12 protein-coding genes are annotated in these 16,775 nt (G+C 66.7%); 5 read left to right on the top strand and 7 right to left on the bottom strand.

The features are described 5' to 3' along the window. Positions 1-26 precede the first annotated feature (26 nt). From FKZ61_RS19190 to FKZ61_RS19175, 4 genes are all read right to left on the bottom strand, one after another. Complete coding sequence (locus FKZ61_RS19190) at positions 27-1,292, bottom strand: LCP family protein (protein ID WP_170200020.1); 1,266 nt, start codon at positions 1,290-1,292, stop codon at positions 27-29. A gap of 129 nt (positions 1,293-1,421) precedes the next feature. Continuing rightward, positions 1,422-1,997, bottom strand: coding sequence for an HD domain-containing protein (locus tag FKZ61_RS19185; protein ID WP_170200018.1), 576 nt, complete (start codon positions 1,995-1,997; stop codon positions 1,422-1,424). Continuing rightward, positions 1,970-3,286: a CinA family nicotinamide mononucleotide deamidase-related protein gene (locus FKZ61_RS19180; protein ID WP_141611756.1), complete on the bottom strand. Its 1,317-nt coding sequence runs from the start codon at positions 3,284-3,286 to the stop codon at positions 1,970-1,972. Before FKZ61_RS19180 ends, FKZ61_RS19185 begins: the two co-directional genes overlap by 28 nt. A gap of 30 nt (positions 3,287-3,316) precedes the next feature. Further along, complete coding sequence (locus FKZ61_RS19175) at positions 3,317-4,900, bottom strand: CpXC domain-containing protein (protein WP_170200016.1); 1,584 nt, start codon at positions 4,898-4,900, stop codon at positions 3,317-3,319. A gap of 232 nt (positions 4,901-5,132) precedes the next feature. On the opposite strand from FKZ61_RS19175, the gene FKZ61_RS19170 reads away from it, so the two are divergent. Together FKZ61_RS19170 and FKZ61_RS19165 are read left to right on the top strand one after the other, a co-directional pair. Continuing rightward, positions 5,133-6,236 carry a M12 family metallopeptidase gene (locus tag FKZ61_RS19170; RefSeq protein WP_141611754.1) on the top strand — a complete coding sequence of 368 codons (1,104 nt, stop codon included), beginning with the start codon at positions 5,133-5,135 and terminating at the stop codon, positions 6,234-6,236. A 4-nt stretch (positions 6,237-6,240) separates the two neighbouring features. Then, a complete protein-coding gene (locus FKZ61_RS19165) occupies positions 6,241-7,263 on the top strand; it encodes a zinc metalloprotease (RefSeq protein WP_141611753.1) in 1,023 nt (340 codons plus the stop codon). Between the two features lie 651 nt (positions 7,264-7,914). On the opposite strand, the gene FKZ61_RS19160 is transcribed toward FKZ61_RS19165, so the two are convergent. Next, the gene (locus FKZ61_RS19160) at positions 7,915-9,207 is read right to left on the bottom strand and encodes an MFS transporter (RefSeq protein WP_170200014.1); all 1,293 of its coding nucleotides are present in this window, start codon (positions 9,205-9,207) and stop codon (positions 7,915-7,917) included. 334 nt (positions 9,208-9,541) lie between these two features. Between FKZ61_RS19160 and FKZ61_RS19155 the strand changes: the two genes are divergently transcribed. The 3 genes from FKZ61_RS19155 to FKZ61_RS19145 are packed head-to-tail and all read left to right on the top strand — an operon-like array spanning position 9,542 to position 11,579. Continuing rightward, positions 9,542-10,201 (top strand): class I SAM-dependent methyltransferase, encoded by a 660-nt coding sequence (locus tag FKZ61_RS19155; RefSeq protein ID WP_141611751.1) that lies wholly within the window; start codon positions 9,542-9,544, stop codon positions 10,199-10,201. Beyond that, positions 10,198-10,932, top strand: coding sequence for a CDP-diacylglycerol--serine O-phosphatidyltransferase (pssA, locus tag FKZ61_RS19150; protein WP_141611750.1), 735 nt, complete (start codon positions 10,198-10,200; stop codon positions 10,930-10,932). The genes FKZ61_RS19155 and pssA overlap by 4 nt, the downstream gene beginning before the upstream one ends. Then, positions 10,932-11,579 (top strand): phosphatidylserine decarboxylase, encoded by a 648-nt coding sequence (locus FKZ61_RS19145; RefSeq protein ID WP_141611749.1) that lies wholly within the window; start codon positions 10,932-10,934, stop codon positions 11,577-11,579. Before pssA ends, FKZ61_RS19145 begins: the two co-directional genes overlap by 1 nt. 77 nt (positions 11,580-11,656) lie before the next feature. Here the strand turns inward: FKZ61_RS19145 and FKZ61_RS19140 are convergent, their stop codons facing one another. Next, a complete protein-coding gene (locus FKZ61_RS19140) occupies positions 11,657-13,855 on the bottom strand; it encodes a Tex family protein (RefSeq protein ID WP_141611748.1) in 2,199 nt (732 codons plus the stop codon). Between the two features lie 211 nt (positions 13,856-14,066). Next, on the bottom strand, positions 14,067-16,568 hold the full coding sequence (locus FKZ61_RS19135; RefSeq protein WP_141611747.1) for an ArnT family glycosyltransferase: 2,502 nt from the start codon (positions 16,566-16,568) through the stop codon (positions 14,067-14,069). Positions 16,569-16,775 lie beyond the last annotated feature (207 nt).

Genomic DNA, 16,775 nt, shown 5'->3' with positions numbered 1-16,775 from the left:
ATGCGTGACCTACGTACTGAGGGAGATCAGCCCCCGCCGGTGTCGAGCTGGCCCTCGGCGCCGATGGTCTCGTTGTTCTCCTCGCCGTTCTCCCCCCCCGGCACGTCGATGGGCGCTGTATCCGGCACAGGCGTGCTGCCGGGCGTGGGCACCGCCTCCACGGTGACGTTGGGTGGCCCGGTGGGGATGGGCTCGCAGCGCTCGCTGTCCTGCCGGTTGCTGTCCACCATGGCCGGCGCATCCCAGATGTTCTCCACCACAGCCCGGACCTTTTCCGGGTCAGCGATGATGAGCACAGAGGCGCCATTCTCGGTGGTGTAGCTCTGCAGCTCCTTGAGGGTGATACCCGCGGCGCGGACGTTGGCGGGATCCAGGCTGATACCGAAGCGAAGCAGGTCTAGAACTTCCAGCAAGGTGAGGTCGGTGGTGAAGGAATCCCGGAAGGCTAGCCAGAGCTCCGGCACCCGGGGCAGGAGGTTGGTCTGCAGCACCTGGTCCCGCAAGGCCCAGAGGAACTGACGCTGACGCCGGGCCCGGCCGATGTCGCTCTCCCGCAGGCGCAGGCGGACGAACCAGTAGGCTGTGTCGCCGTCCATGTGCACCTCACCCGCGGGCAGGGTGAAGTAGTCCCACGAGTTGGTGGTGAGGTTGAAGATAGGCTCGTAGAAGGGGCAATCCAGGTGGATGGTCACCCCACCTACAGCATCCACCACAGAGACGAAGCCATTCATCTCAAAGCGGATCCAGTGCCCGGTCTGGATACCCAGGGTGTTGCTCAACACGGTGGAGACCAGGGCCGGGCCGCCGCCGTCCACCTTCAGCACCTTCTCGCCGATGTAGTCCACCTGGTTGATGCGTCCCCAGCCGTAGCCGGGGATCTCGATGTAGAGATCCCGGGGGATGCTCAGGACGGCAGCCCGCTGCAGGCGTCGATCCAGGCCCACCACCATGATGGTATCGGTGCGCCAGTTGGTCCACCCATCCCGCCGGTCGGTGCCCAGGATCAGGTAATTGTCCGTCTCGCGCCAGTCGAAGGGCGGGCCGCCACCGGTCTCCAGGGGCGCTGAAGAGCGGCCCACGCCGGACCGGCGCAAGGCCAGGAAGGGGTTCACCGTGCGAGGGCCCACCGGCGGCATGGGGGCATCTTCGGCGTTCACCACGGTGATGGACGCGGCCAGGGCGCTGGTGGGTGTGGGCGTGGGAAAACCGACAAAGACCTTCTGCTGGCAGCCACTGAGCAAAAAAAGGACGCAAAATAGCAGTGACCCCAACAACCATGACGGCCTGTTCACACAAGTGCCTCCACGAATAGTCCACAAATAAAATAACCACAAATAATCGATGCTATTCTGGGTCGGCATCTGAGGATGCCGACCCCCCGTCACCATGGTTGCCTCTGTGCGGAGTGTGGATCACCCCCCTCACCCTCTGGCACGGTCCAGCGCCTCAAAGAGCGCCTGGCTCAGGGGGTAGTGCCACCGATGGCCCTCCCAGAATTCCTGGAGGTGCCGGTGGCCCCGCCGCTGGTAGCAGAGGGCCTGGTGGACCATTTCCAGCTTGTCCGCATCCTGCACCAGGCGGGCTTCCGGCGTGCTGGCTGCGGCGTACTCCTCCCAGAGTTGCAGATAGGCCGAGCCGTTGGGCAGGTCCTGTAAAAGCTCCTGGAAGATCTGGCGCTCGGCCGCCTGTTTGACCGCCGCCCCCAACACCTGGCTGCTGCGCCGGGGCAGGTCGGTCAGGACCGCCTCCGCCAGATCGTGGATCAGGGCCAGGCGCACCACCCGGTCCACCGCCAGGGGTTGGCTGAGCCCCTGGGCCCGCCAATCCGCGTTGATGGATTCGGCCAAAAAGAGGGCCAGGAGCGCGGTGGCATGGCTATGCTCGGCTACCGACTCCGGATCAGCCACGCCAGCCAGCAACCAGCCAGTCCGGGGCAATTGTTTGAGATGATTGGCCTGGTCCAGCAGGGTCAGGATGATGTCCGCAGTTGTTGCCACAGCACCCCCAACGCCTGGTTGCTGATGCGTACCAGGGTGTATTCGTCCTGGCCGCCGAAGGGGACGGAGGCCGTGGTGACGCCCCCGGGACCGGCCACGGCCAGCCAGGTCTTGCCCGGCGTGCGGCCGAAGACGCCTTCATCCGCCCCCGCCGTCCCCAGCCAGAGGAGCCCGTAGGTGGTTCCCGTGGCCTGGCGCAGGGCCTGGGCCACCGACTGGACCTGCGTCTCGCTCAGCTCCTGGGGCGCGGGCAACCCGGCCAGCACGCGCTGCACCGGTTCGGGCGTATCCGGGGCGCCGACCATCCAGGCGGCGCTCACCGGCTGGTAGCTTTCCAACCCGGTGGAGAGCCGACGGGCCAGGATGCCAGGGGGGTCACTCTCCAGCACCGCCACCGTGGCCCCCGCGGCCTGCAACAGGGAGACGACGGCCCGCTCAAAGGGTTCGTCGGGCGTGGTGCTGTAGATGAACTCGCCGATGCGCTCCCGGATGCGGGCCTCCAGGACGTCCAGCATGGCTTCGGCCTCGTCCGCCGTGGCAGCCCGGGCAGTGATGCGCACGTCCGCCTGCCCCATGTGCGCGGCCAGGCCCACCGTGGGATTGGCGCTGTCCATCAGATCCCGCAGCCGACTGTCGATGGCGCTTTCGCCAATGCCCACCGTGCGGAGGATCCGCCGCCGGATGATGCCGGTGTGGCCGCTGCGGGCCCGCAGGTAGGGCAGGACCGTCTCGGTCATGAGGTGCTTCATCTCCCGGGGGACGCCAGGCAGGGCGATGACGGTGCCCCGCTCTGTCTCCACGATGAAGCCGGGCGCGGTGCCCACCGGGTTTTCGATCAAAATGGCGCCGGCCGGGATGAGGGCCTGCTGCCGGTTGTTTTCGGTCATGGGGACGCCGAAACGGGCAAAGCGTTCCTGGAGGGCTGCCAGGGCCCCCTCGTGCAACACCAGGGGGCGCCCGGTGGCGTTGGCGATGGCCTGGCGGGTGATGTCGTCCGCCGTGGGCCCCAGGCCGCCGGTGACCAGGATCACATCGCTGCGGCTGAGGCCCAGCTCAATCACCCCCCGCAGGCGAGGTTCGTTGTCGCCCACGGTGGTCTTGTAGTAGAGGTTGACGCCAGCCTCCCGCAGCTGCTGCGCGATCCAGGCGGCGTTGGTGTCCACGATCTCCCCCAGCAGGATCTCCGTGCCGGTGGTGACGATTTCAGCCGACAGGGGAGCCCCTTCCGGGCGGTCGGCACTTCCGGACCGGGCAGAGGGGGAGTCGGCAGGCGTGGTGGCAGTGGACATACCCAAGTTTCTCGCTTATCTCGTGTCGCCTTACATCATGAGGGCGATCTGGCCCCGGAGGGACTTGATGCGGTCGGCGATGTCGGCCCGACCTTCCTGGCGCATCTCCGCTTCCAGGGGCGCCAGGCTGTCCAGAAACTCCCGGGTCAGGAGGGAGCGCTTTTCCTTGAGCAGACGGCGCACGGTGGCGTCGTCGGGCGCGGTCAACAGGTCGTTGAGGAGCTGGAGCTCCTCCGGCATGTTCTCCTGGAGGATCTCCAGGGCCAGCTCGTAGATCTGGCGCAGGCGGCGTGCGGCGGCCGTGGCCTTGTTGCGCTCCGCGGCCTGCAGGTTGGCGGCCAGAAGGGCCAGGAAGGTCTCATCCACCAGCTCCGCGTTTTCCCGCAGGACGGCCCGGGGATCCTGGGCCTGGAGCACCTCCTGGAGCAAGGCCTGGGCCTGCTGGGCGGCCGATTCCTGGCTTTGCTGCTGCTGGGCGACGATCTGCTGTTGGATCTCCAGGATGAACTGGCGCAGCTCTTCCAGCTGTTTGCGGGCTTCTGGATCCTGGGTGGCGTCGATGCGCTCCGAGAGGGCCATGAGGAACTGATAGTCCAGGAGCTGGCCGCCGGTAGCAAGGGCCAGGCTCCCCACCATCTGCTGGCCGTCGGGCTCCTGCCACGCTTCCAGCACAATGGAGAGCAGCTCGTTCCGGTTTTTCGCCCCCTGGATGCGCTCCAGGAGCTGGCGCACCCGCTGCTGGCGGGCCTTCACCTCCTGGCCAGCCGGGGTGGTCTCCAGCAGTTTTTCCCGCAGCTTCAGCAGGGCATTGGCCTGATCCATCTGCCCCTGGCCGCGCATGAGCAGGGTCAGTTGATCCAGCAGGGAGAAGAAATCCTGGTCGATCAGGTGGGCGCTGCGTTCCAGCGCAATTTCCAGGGCTTTATCGTCGTCCACCAGGCGGGAGAGGCGCTGGAGCAGTTCGGACTGGTCTCGCTGGCGGCGGAGCATCTCCGGGGTGACGCCTTCAAATTCCCACAGCTTCTCCACGAAGCTCTGCCAGTCGAGGAACTGGCGAGGCTGGAGGAGGTAGCCCTTGCGGGCCTCCGGCGGCAGCTTGCGCATGAGCGCCTGGGTGAGGTCGCCGATGGCCTTCTGGAGTTGCATGTCCTGCTGGTTGAGTTCCGCCGGCGCGTAGACACCCAGGAACTGATGTTCCGGGTCGTGGACCAGCAGTGGGGCCCCCAGCGCGCCGCCGGTGCCACAGTTGGGGCAGACGGCCACGTTGATCTGGCCGCTCAACAGGGGGGCCTTCAGCTCCGGGTTGGCGCCCAGGTCGATGATGGAAAAGACGGGTACCACGTACGGGGTGCCGCAAGAGGGACACTGGACCCGTGCGCCCTGGGGTGGAAAGAGCAGCTCGGGGCCACGGCCGGAGGGTTGCCGGCCGGGCTGGCTACCAGGCGAGGCACCTGGGGCCGTGGACCCCTGGGTCCCTGCCTCGGCGGGCTGTGTGTCTGGGGCCGGTGCCTCCGCGGGCTTTTCCTGGGTCCGCCGGCCATATCCCCGGGGTAATTCGATGCCGCCCTGGGGCTTCGGCTCTTTGTCCTGGCCTGGCAAAATAATTCCACTCATGGTCATTCCCTTGCTCTGTGTGATCCATACGCCAACATTCGCCCATTGTACCTTATTTTGCCGCGCCCCCCCAAAGCAGCCCGGGGGTGAATGGAGCAGCACGGCCATGGCCCGCTACAAACCGGATTGACAGGGGCAACTCCCCGCCGATATAATCAAGTGAAGGGGATGGGACTGCTCAGTTACCCAGCCCCATCCGCCGGATACCCCCCACTGCCCAAAGGAGCAAACCATGTCCGAGCAAGTGATCAAGGCCTGCATTGACCGAGCGCTGCCGGTTGAGCTGTTGGTGGATTTTATGCGCCGGTCGGTGGAGGAAAACCCCATCAACGCGCCCCAGATCCCGCCCGCCCGCACCCTGGCACCGACCGTGCGGCCGGACTTCCAGCCGGAGGCCCTGGCCGCGCTGACCGGCAAGCTGTGGAAACCCGGGCGGACGTTGCGGGTGCGTTTCCTGGACGGCGACCCGGTAGTCCAGGAGCGGCTGCAACCCTTCGCCCACATCTGGAGCCAGTACGCCAACATCAAGTTCGAATTTGGCGACGACCCCGACGCGGAGATCCGCATCTCCTTCCAACAAAAGGGCTCCTGGTCCTACATCGGCACCGACGCGCTGAGCATTCCCAAGAACCAGCCCACCATGAACTTTGGCTGGCTGACCCGCTCCACCCCCCTGGACGAATACTCCCGGGTGGTGACCCACGAGTTCGGCCACGCCCTGGGCTGCTACCACGAACACCAGAACCCGGCCACCAACATCCCCTGGAACAAGGAGGTAGTCTATCAGTATTACCAGGGCCCGCCGAACTTCTGGAACCGGCAACAGGTGGACGTGAATCTCTTCACCCGCTACAGCGCCACCATTTCCCAGTTCTCCGAGTTCGATCCCCAGTCCATCATGCTCTACCCCATCCCCAATGAATTCACCATCGGCGACTTCGAGGTGGGCTGGAACAAGGAGCTCTCCCAGACGGACAAGGATTTTGTGGCCATCCTCTATCCCTTCGAGCAAAAGCCAGAAAACGAGCTCACCATCGATGGGCCGGCAGTGGCCGCCGCCATCGGGGCGCCGGGGGAGATCGACACCTTCACCTTTGTGGTGACCGAAGGCGGCCGTTATCGGATGGAAACCGAAGGGCGGACCGATGTGGTGATGAGCCTCTTCGGGCCGGACGACGAAACCCATTTCATCGCCCAGGACGACGACAGCGGCCGCCGTCTCAACGCGCGCATCGTCCAGATGTTGGTGCCAGGCCGGTACACCCTGCGCATCCGCCACTTCAGCGCCCAGCGCACCGGCGAATACAAAGTCGGCGTCTATCGGGAGCCGGCATAGCCCAATGACTACGGACATCTTGAAGGTTTGCGTGGACAGGCGCCTGCCCCCGATTGCCGGGCCGGCGCCTCAAACCCGGGAGGCCCGGCTGGCCGCGGACCGCAACAAGCTCTGGCCTCCCCACCAGCGCACCCTCCACGTCCGCTTCCTGGACGGGGATGATCGGTTACACGAAAAGGTGGCGACCTTCGCCCAGGAATGGTGCAAGTACGCCAACGTTACCCTGGTCTTCGACGACGCCCCCGACGCCGTGCTGCGGGTCTCCTTCACCCCGGGGGGCTCCTGGTCCTTCATCGGCACCGATGCCCTGGATCCCCGCATTGGCCCCAATGATCCCACCATCAACCTGGGCTGGCTGACTCCCGCCACGCCCAACGACGAGGTCTCCCAGCTGGTCCTCCACGAATTCGGCCACGCCCTGGGTCTGATCCACGAGCATCAGAATCCGGCTGGCCGCATCCCCTGGAACCGGGAGGCCGTCTACGCCTTCTACGCGGGCCCGCCGAACTTCTGGAGCCGGGAAGAGGTGGATGTCAACATCTTCCAGGTCTACGACAGCACGGTCACCAACTACTCCCAGTTCGATCCCCAGTCCATCATGCTTTACCCCATTCCGCCCCAGTTTACCGACGGCGTCTTCCAGGTGGGGTGGAACAAGGTGCTCTCACCCATGGACAGGCAGTTCATCGGCGTCATCTACCCCCTCGACCACGCCCCGCCACCTGGCCAGCTGGTGGTGGATGGCCCGCCTGTGGATGCCACCCTGGTCACCCCGGGGGAAATCCACCGCTACACCCTGGTCATCGACCAGGCCGGCCGCTACCTGCTGGAAACCGAAGGCAGCACCGACGTCACCCTGGAGCTCTTGGACCTGGAAGGTCAGCGCCTGGCCCACGACGACGACAGCGGCTGGCTGCTCAACGCGCGCCTGGAGCAACCCCTCTCCCCCGGCACCTACCAGGTGCATGTCCGCCATTTCAGCGAGACAGGCACCGGACCCTATCGCCTGCGAGTACGCCGCCTTTGAAGGGTGTGCATTCCTCCGGCCCACCCCCACGAAAACCGGCACCCCGTCGTAGGCGCAGCTCGTAGCTGCGCTGCCGTCGCCCTCCCTTCACCCACCTGGGTTTGGCGACAGCGGGCGGCCGAGGGCCGCCCCTACGGAAACGGGTATCACGCCGTAGGTCCGGTCTCCTGGCCGGACAGAGCTCCCTGCGCCTCTGTCACGCAAGGATGCGTGACCTGCGCACCATCCACCCCGCCGTAGGTCCGGTCTCCTGGCCGGACAGGGGCCCCCTGCGCCTCTGTCACGCAAGGATGCGTGACCTACGTACCATGCACCCCGCCGTAGGTCCGGTCTCCTGGCCGGACAGGGGCCCCCTGCGCCTCTGTCACGCAAGGATGCGTGACCTGCGCACCATCCACCCCGTCGCAGGTCCGGTCTCCTGGCCGGACAGGGGTCCTTGCGCCTCTGTCACGCAAGGATGCGTGACCTGCGCACCATCCACCCCGTCGCAGGTCCGGTCTCCTGGCCGGACAGGGGCCCCCTGCGCCTCTGTCACGCATCCTGCGTGACCTACGTACCATGCACCCCACCGTAGGTCCGGTCTCCTGGCCGGACAGAGCTCCCTGCGCCTCTGTCACGCAAGGATGCGTGACCTGCGCACCGCGCACGACTTTATTCAGGGGCGGGACGGGCCGCCCTGGCCATGGCCGGCGAGAGGGACCAGAAGCGCACGACCACGGCCAGCAGCGCCACAGCTATGGCCAGGTACATGGTCGGCAGCCCGACCCACGTCCCCCCCGAGTAGGCCAGCAGTGGCCCCAGGGCAGAGCCCGCATCGCCGGTGGTGGTAAAGACGCCGATGAACAGGTGAGGCCGGGGCGCACCTGTGGCCGCGCCCGTCGCGGCCGCACTCATAACAATGTGCAGGGCACCGTCGCCCATGAGCGTCAGCAAGAGGGAAAAGATGGCCAGGGGCAGGGGCAGGAGAACGGCCCCGGCAATCCCCAGCAGCAGCACCCCGGCAATGGTCAACGCGGTGTTGGCCTGGCCAAAGCGGTCAGAGAGGGCCCCCACCCCCGGCCCCAGGGCCAGGTCCGTCAGCCAGCGGGTGCCGTGAAGCAGGCCGGTGACGGTGGCGACGCCCGCCCCCAAGAGCAATGCCCCGCCCTCCAATTCCATGCGACTGGCCAGGAAGAGGGAAGTGGTGGAGATCACCACGCCGCTGAGGAGATACTCGAAAAAGGCGGCCACGATCAGCCATCGCTGGGCCGGCAGCGCCAGGGCAAGCCCCAGGCTGGTCCGGACCTGGGCCAGGCGTCGCCCCAGAGCCGTCCCCGGGCTCACCGGGACAGGAGTAGCTGTCTGGGCGGGCGGCCGCCCCCGGGCCGGGGAAAAAGGCGGCCAGCGGAGCTGATAGGCCAGGGGGACCGCCAGCGCGGTGACGCCCGTGACCACCCACAGGGTGTTTCGATAGCCCACCAGGTCATACAGGTAGCCGCCGCCCAGAACGCTAACCGCGCTGCCCAGGCGCACCAGCCCCCAGAGCAGCCCCGTCAGGCGTCCCTTGGCGCTGGTGGGCCCCGACCAGACGGCCTGGTAGCCCCCCTGGCGCAGGGCCGACCAGGCTATGCCCCAGGCCATGCGCGCGGCCAGAAAGGCGGCGAAGCCCATCCCCAGCCCGTACACCCAGGTGGAGAGAAGGCCCACAGCCACGGCTGCCAGGAAGGGGCGGCGCGGCCCCATCCGCTCGTACAGGGTGCTGGCCCAGGTATTGGACGCCAGACGGACCAGCCGGTTGACGCTGAGGAGCAGGCCCACCAGGGGCAGGCCGATACCCAGGTTGGCCGCTTCCAAGGGCAGGATGCTGTAGAGCAGGGAATCGCCTAAAATGCAAAAGCCGATGGCGCCGCCCACGCCAGCCACCAGCCGTGTCGGGGGCCATGGTTGTTTCCTGTCTTCACCCACCCGTTGCCTCCTATCCATCCTACCTGGCGGACGCCTGTAGCCCTCGTCTCCTGTTCTCCTGTTTTCAGGTGGGCCTTGACATCCTGTCTGTGCTATAATCCGTGAAATCTGTTGACTGCTGACGATCCTGGATCCGTCGGCCAGCTGCGGCCCCAGTACACAAGCGATCTATCCAAAAGATCCCATCCCCAGGGCCGGCTGCAGCTGCCACATTGCGGGCGCCCACCCCACGGGAGGGCCTCCCGCAGGGGACCGGTGGGCGGCGTCTGGAGACGTCCGCACGCCAGAGGGATGCACCCCACACCCACAACCATAGACGAGGACTGAGAGATCCATGAGTAGCCACAGCGTCCTGTTGTTCTGGCGCCAGTTTGTCCACAACCAGACCCAGATCGGCGCCGTCCTACCCAGCTCCGCCGCGCTGGGGAAGGCCGCGACCGAGCGCATCGCCCGACATTCCGGCCCCATCCGGGTCCTGGAGGCCGGCCCCGGCACGGGTTCGTTCACGTGCGAACTGATCCCCCGCCTGCAGCCCGGCGACAGCCTGGACCTGGTGGAGCTGAGTTCACCCCTGACTGCTTTTCTCCACGCCCGGTTACAGCGGGAAGGGCTGCTTTCCCGCCCCGGCGTGGATGTGCGCCTGATCAACGGCAACCTGCTCCACTTTCCCCTGGCCACCCGCTACGACTTCATTGTCTTTAGCCTGCCCCTGAGCAACTTTCCGGCCGCCATGGTAGAATCCCTGCTCACCCTGATGATGGAGCACCTGAAACCCGGCGGTGTGTTCAGCTACGTGAAGTATGCGGTGCTGGGGGAACTAAAACGACGCCTCAGCATGGGCGCCGCCCGGGCAGATATGGACGCCCGCCAGGCCGTCATTGCCTCCTTTGCCGCCCGCTACCAGGTGGGCCGGCGGCTGGTCCTCCGCAACCTGCCGCCTGCCTGGGTTTACTACTGGCAGAAACCGTTAGCCACCCAGGAGACGACCCCATGACCGACCAGGAGAAACTTTCCAGCCCTCATCCGCTACACCTGTTGCTGCCCAGCACAGCCACCCTGGGCTCCCTGTTTCTGGGCATCGCCGCCATCACTGTTCTGGCCGACCAGCGCTTTGTGCTGGGCGCGCTGTTCATCCTGGCTGGTTCGGTGCTGGACGCGGTGGACGGCCAGCTAGCCCACCGGCTGAACGCCACCACCGACATCGGCAAACAGTTGGATTCCCTGGCCGACATGGTGACCTTCGGCGTGGCGCCCACTATCCTCATCTACTACCTGATGTTGGGCGTGGGCGTCCACCCTACCACGGCCATCTTCGCCTCGGTCATCTTTGCCCTGGCCGGCGCCTGTCGCCTGGCCCGCTACAACACCCAGCCCACCTGCCGCAGCGCGTTCTTCACCGGGATGCCCATCCCCGTGGCCAGCATGCTCCTCATCGCGGGCAGCTTCTGGCAACACTGGACCCTGAACCTGTGGTGGACCGTGGTGGTGGCGGTGGTTAGCTTCCTGATGGTGAGCCCCTTTCCCTATCCCAAGTTGAAACATGTGGCCACGGCTCCCATCCCCTGGCTTGCCGTGCCACTCCTGGCCGCAATCTGGGCCTGGATTTGGGGCGGCTGGCAGGTGGTTCCCTTCACCCTCCTTTCTCTGTACGCAGTCATGGGCCCTCTCTACGGTCTCCAGCAACGGGCCGAGAGGCGCCGCCAACAGATGGGGAGGGCCCGGTAATGGGACGGGCAATTCGAACAGCCTGGCGTGAAGTCCGGACCATCTTCCTGGGCCTGGCCATCCTGACAGGCGTGGGCCTGGCGACCCGGCAGAGATGGCTGGCGGCCCTGGGCGGACTGCTCTGGGCCTGGGTCTGCTACTTTTTCCGCGATCCCGACCGTACCCCCCAGGACTCGGACGAGGCGGTCATCCTGGCCGCAGCCGACGGCCGCATCCAGCGGATCGAGGTGGTGGAGGAGCCCCGCTTCTTTCAGGGGCCGGCCCGACGCATTGTCACCTTCCTCAGCCTGCTGGACGTCCACGTGCAGCGCAGCCCCTACACGGGGACGGTGCAGCAGATCCACTACCAGCCCGGCGCTTTTCTCCCGGCCTACCGGCCTGAAGCCGACGCCAATGAGGCCAACTTCATCGGCCTCTCCACCCCGCGTGGCCCCCTGGCCGTGGTTCAGATGACCGGTGTACTGGCCCGGCGCATTGTCTGCTGGCGCCAGCCGGGGGATACTCTGCAGCGGGGGGAACGGTTTGGGCTGATCCGCTTCGGCAGCCGGGTGGATCTCTACCTGCCCCTGGAGGCCGAGGTGTTCGTACAGGTGGGCCAGCAGGTCTATGGCGGCCAGACACCGGTGGCCCGCTGGCCGGGGAGCTGAGGCCGCAGGTCCGTTTCCATGCGGGGCCACCTTCGTGCGGTATGGAAACCGCACCTACCCACTGCGCCGTGCGGGCATCAGGCGGGGGCCATCTCCTCGGCCCATCCCAAACTGATGCGCCCCCGCTCAATTTCCACCCCCAGGATCTCCACCTGGAGCACGTCACCCACCTGCAACAGGGTGCCGAAGGGAATCTGGCTGCGGTGGAGCAGGCCGTCCTGCTTGACGCCGATGTCCACGAACGCGCCGAAGTCCACCACGTTGCGCACGGTGCCGGCCAGGCGCATCCCCGGCTGCAGGTCCTCCATGGTCAGGACGTCGCTGCGCAGGATGGGCTTGGGCAGATCTTCGCGGGGATCCCGGCCGGGTCGCACCAGTTGTTCAAAGATATCTGCCAGGGTGGGCTCACCGGTGCCCAGCTCGGCGGCCAGTTGGGCCAGGGGCACAGCAGACCGCAGCGCCTCGAGCCGCGCAGCCAGGGCGTCCGGCCCCTCCTGGGCCAGGGCGTCCAGGCTCAGGCCAGACCGGGCGAGCAGGGCCTCCGCCACGGGATAGCTTTCCGGATGGATGGCGCTGGCATCCAGGGGATGGCTGCCGGGTGCGCCGTTGGCGCGGATGCGCAGGAAACCGGCCGCCTGCTGGAAGGCCTTGGGGCCCAGGCCGGGCACCTGCAAAAGCGCCTGTCGGTTGGGGAACGGGCCATGCTCATCCCGGTAGGCCACGATGCGTTCAGCCAGCTTCGGGCCGATGCCGGCCACGTAGGTCAGCAGCGCGGGGGACGCGGTGTTGACATCCACGCCCACCTGGTTCACCACGCTCTCCACCACGCCATCCAGCGCCTGGGCCAGCGCCTTCTGGTCCACGTCATGCTGGTACATCCCCACGCCGATGGATTTCGGGTCGATCTTCACTAACTCAGCCAGGGGATCCTGGACCCGGCGGGCCAGGGAGACCGCGCTGCGCATACTCACATCCAGGTCGGGCAGCTCGGCCCGGGCCAGGGGGCTGGCGCTGTAGACGCTGGCGCCCGCCTCGTTGACCATCAGGTACTGGGGCCGGGTATCTCCATCCTCCGGCCAGGAACGGAGGAGCTCGGCCACCAGCAGCTCCGTCTCCCGGGAGGCGGTGCCGTTGCCCACGGCAAAGAGGGTGACCCGGTAGCGTCGGGCCAGCCCTGCCAGGATGGCCAGGGCCTCCTCCCGACGCTGCTGGGGCGGATGGGGATAGATGGTGGTGGTGTCCAGCACCTTGCCCGTGGGATCGACCACGGCCACCTTGCAGCCGGTGCGAAAGCCGGGGTCGATGGCCAGGACGGTCTGGCCGGCCAGGGGTGGCTGGCTGAGCAGGCTGCGGAGGTTGGCGGCGAAGATGCGGATGGCGTGGGCCTCTGCCATTTCGGTCAGGGTGCGCCGCACGTCCCGCTCGATGGCGGGCAGGAGCAGGCGTCGAGCCGCATCCTCGGCCGCAAGGAACAGGTGCTCAGCCAGGGGCGAACGGGGATCCGGGCGAAAGACGGCGGCAATGGCGGCGCGCCAGTCCGGCATTCCCCGAGGCGGGGGCACATCCAGGTTAACCCGCAGCACCTTCTGGGCCTCACCCCGGTTCAGGGCCAGGATCTGGTGGGGTCGCAGGCGATCTACCCGCAACTTGAAGTCGTAGTAGAGCCGATAGACCTCCCGGGGATCGTCGGCGCCGTCCACCTTGCCGGCCTGAAGGGTACCGGAGCGCAGGGCCTGGGCCCGGGTCATGCGGCGCACCTCTGGATGGTCGCTCATCACCTCGGCCACGATGTCCCGGGCCCCGGCCAGGGCCTCTTCCGGATCCGCCACCTGGTCGTTGACGTAGGGGGCAGCCAGTTCCGCAGCGGTGGCGCGACTCCGGGGTTGGGCCAGGATCTGGTCGGCCAGGGGCTGGAGGCCCTTCTCCCGGGCCATGCTGGCCCGGGTCCGGCGTTTGGGCCGGTAGGGCTGGTAGAGATCCTCCAGCGCGGTGAGGGTGTCCGCGGCCAGGAGCTGCTCATGGAGTTCGGGTGTCAACTGGCCCTGCTCCTGGATGGCGGCCACGATGGCGGCCCGGCGCTGCTCCAGCTTGCGCAGCCCGTCCAGCAGCTCGGCGATACGCCGGATCTGTTCTTCGTCCAGGCTGCCGGTGGCCTCCTTGCGGTAGCGGGCAATGAAGGGGAGGGTATTGCCGTCGTCCAGGAGTTGGATGGTCGCGGCCACCTGGGTCGGTTGGATCTTCAACTGGTTGGCGATAGTTTCTGCGAAATCAATCATGTTGCACAGCTTTTCTTGTATGTGTTCAGTCCTTTAACGCGCCGTTGGCGTCTGCCAGACGTCTGGAAATGCGCCCGGTGATCCGGCGGTGCATGGTTCACGCACTGGGTCGCAGGTCCGGTCTCCCGGCCGGACATGGGAGCCGGAGCGTTCCCTGTGCCCTTGTCCCGCAAGGATGCGTGACCTACGTCTGATCAGTTCTAAAAAAGAATCAATCGGCCGCACTCTGGACCGATAATTGGGCCAGGACGATGGCATCGCCCAGGTGGGCGCCGGCCTCATCGAAGACGGGCAGCCGCTCCTCGTTCTGGTCATACATGCCCACCAGCAGGCTGTAAGTACCCGGCGGCGCGTCGGCCGCCACGGCAATGGCGTAGCGATCTACCATGATATCGCCGGGCTGCCAGCGATCCGTGGGGAAACGTTCACAGCCGGGGACACCATCCCGCTGGCCCGCCTTGTGGAGGGTCTCCAGGTCGATGAGCTGGGTGAAAACCTTGTAGGGCTGCTGGGCGGGTCCCGTGGCCTGCCAGTAGAGGGTCAGATCCAGGCGGTCGCCCGGCGCCAGGCGCTCCTGGCTCAGGCTGTAGCCCCGCAGGAGGATGGCGTCGCCCAGGCGCAGGGCCAGGGGATGCTGGATGGCCGGGTTAGCCACAGGGCCGCTCTGCTCGAAGAGGGGACCACTCAGGTTCTGGTCGAAGTAGGCCTCGAAGTCGGCCACGTCGTACGTCTGGGGCGGCGAAGCGGGCGGCTGTCCCCGGCGGTAGATCTCCAGACGGGGCTCGCCGTTGACCGTCACCGTGCCCAACAGATGGTAACCCTCCCCCGCGGATGGCCGGGGCTTGGGCTCCACCAGCCCCCGGTTGGTGGGCTCGTTCTCAGGAGTGTAGATGTAGTAGACGTGATCCCGTTCACAGTCATTGCCGCCCCGGGTATACCAGCCGGCCACGCCCCGTTTGCCGTTGCGCGCGAAGGGACCGTCCAGCACGCCCTGGGCATAGAGCGCGCCCACCACCTTCCAGCCGTTCTTGAAGGGAAAGCCGAAGATGGCGTTCTGGCTGGGCTCGTCGTAGGAGACCCAGTAGCCCCGGGGGCGATTCTCCGCCCAGGTGCGCAACACCTCCACCCGGGTATGGGCAAAGTACCAGTACTCGTAGTTGCCAAACAGCAGGATGATCGCCCCGGCCAGCCCCGCGCCCACCATCTGGGCCGTGGGTTCGCCCAGCCGCCGGGCACTCCAATGCCAGAAGCGGGCCAGCCCCATGCCGGCCACCAGCGCCCAGGGGATGAAGAAGTTGTAGACGTGGGTGCGGGGCTTCTGCACAAAGAAGAGAGAGACCACCAGCGTCACCCCCAGCCAGAGCCAGAGCATCCGCTCCTCATCTTTCAGGCCGGGGGCCAGCCAGGCCAGGAAAAAGGCCACGGCAAAGGGTAGCCAGGTGTGGTCACGGCCGGCCACGGTCAGCCAGGTGGACGACCAGAGGGTCAGCCCCAACCCCAGGAGGACCAGCCCAATGCCGGCCCAACGTATCCAGCTCTGCCGGTAGCGCCAGAGGGCCGCCAGCAAGGAACCGGCGGCGGCGGCCATGAGCAGGGCCAGGTAGTAGGTGGAGCTGTAGATGGTGGTGCGGAAGAAGAAATCGTACAGATTGTTGTAGGGAAAGCCCGTACCCACCCGGTTGAAGAGGATCTCCTGATAGGTACGCTGGAAACGGGGATGCAGGGCAAAGGGCACGAAAAACAGGGCCAGGAGCCCCAGCCCCACCCCGAGGGCCAGCAGAAGGGGCCGCGCTTCCCTGGGCCGGAAGCCTTCCCGCCGCCAGAGGACGGAGAGCAGATAGATGCCGGGTACCACGGCAAAGAGGGCTTCGAAATGGGCCAGGATGCCCGTGGCCAGGCAGAGGGCGGCCAGCACCAGCCCACGACCCTGCAGCCGTCCCGCCTGCACCATGCGGTAGAGGAGCAGGACAGTGAGCACCACCATCAGGAAGACCACGCTCTGATACTGGACGATGCGGCCGAAGCCGATGAAATAGCCATCCAGTGCCAGGAGCATGGCAGCCAGCCACCCGGCCAGGGGCCCGAACAGGCGAGTTCCCAGCAGCATCAGGCCCACCAGGCCCACCACGCCGGCCACGCCAAAGGGCAGCCGGGCCGTGGCCTCGTTGATGCGCTGAACCGGCGCGTAGTGAAGCGCCGTCAACAGGATCTCGGCCGGCCCCTTGTCGTGGACGAAGAGGGCATCCTCTCGCCCCTGGATCATCTCGGCCGCGTGGGTCACCACGGTGACCTCGTCGTCCTGGAATTCGGCATAGCCCACGTCGGCCATGCGCAGGAAGGCGGCCACCGCCACCACCAGGCCCAGCCCCAGCCACCAGCGCCAGGTGACCTGACCGTCCAGGGTGGGGGTGGCATCCAGGTCCCGATGGGGAAGCCGCCATTTAGCCAGAAGGAGCAGCACCAGGAGCAGGTCAAAGGCCAGGAGCACCTGCCAGGGCTGCAGGCCACCGGGCAGATAGCCCAGCAGAAGCATGGTCAGGGTGGCCAGGGCATAGGCAACGCCCAGGCCCAAGACCCACTGCTCCAGCCGGGCGACCGGCCCGGCTGCTGCCCGTCCTTTCAGCCCATCCGCGAGCAGCCAGGCAGGCAACAGAATGGTGAGGGTGTAGGCCGCGGCAAAGCCCAGGGGCAGGGGAACGCTGACAAGGAGCAAACCATGGGTCGCGGCCCAGATGAGACCGAAGAGAGCAACAAACGTCCTGTTCCGAACCGACACGTCCGTTCACTTTCTGCCAACACAAAGGCGAGGCCCTGTGCCCCCTGCCCAGACTGAGGGGCGGGAAGCCGACAGCACGCCTCGCCCGATTATCGAATTGAATGCGCCCCATCCAGGGGCACTGGATAACAACCGCCCACGGGT

The sequence above is a fragment of the Litorilinea aerophila genome (genome assembly GCF_006569185.2).
GTDB classification, from domain to species: Bacteria; Chloroflexota; Anaerolineae; order Caldilineales; family Caldilineaceae; genus Litorilinea; species Litorilinea aerophila.
Note: the sequence above shows the minus strand (reverse complement) of the source record. Positions and strands in the feature narration are given on the sequence as shown.